The organism is Streptococcus mitis (assembly GCF_001579035.1).
GTDB classification, from domain to species: domain Bacteria; phylum Bacillota; class Bacilli; order Lactobacillales; family Streptococcaceae; genus Streptococcus; species Streptococcus mitis_J.
In genome coordinates, this window is record NZ_KQ970354.1 from 1 (window position 1) to 263 (window position 263).

Consider the following 263-nt stretch of genomic DNA (forward strand, 5'->3'; position numbering starts at 1 on the left):
ATAGTAGCAAAATATATACATACAGGAAAAGAAATTTTACTCTATGATGAAGCTAAATATGGATACAATCCTATGTTCTGTGATGAGATAAATTTAGAAGATATCAAAAAACGTCCACTTTCTAAATTAGAAATTCCAAACTCTAAAATTGAAATAGATTTTACCTATAGCATTGATTTTGATGAAGAGAAAGAAGATTTTGAATTTGATGAAGATGACTTCACAGAAACTATTAACGGAGAAAAAGTTTCTTTTGAAGAAGT

Annotated in this window: 1 pseudogene; it reads left to right on the forward strand. The window is 27.0% G+C overall.

Annotated elements, in window-relative coordinates:
• Positions 1-263, forward strand: a pseudogene (locus tag SMIDD26_RS11030) (hypothetical protein); the annotation flags it as partial.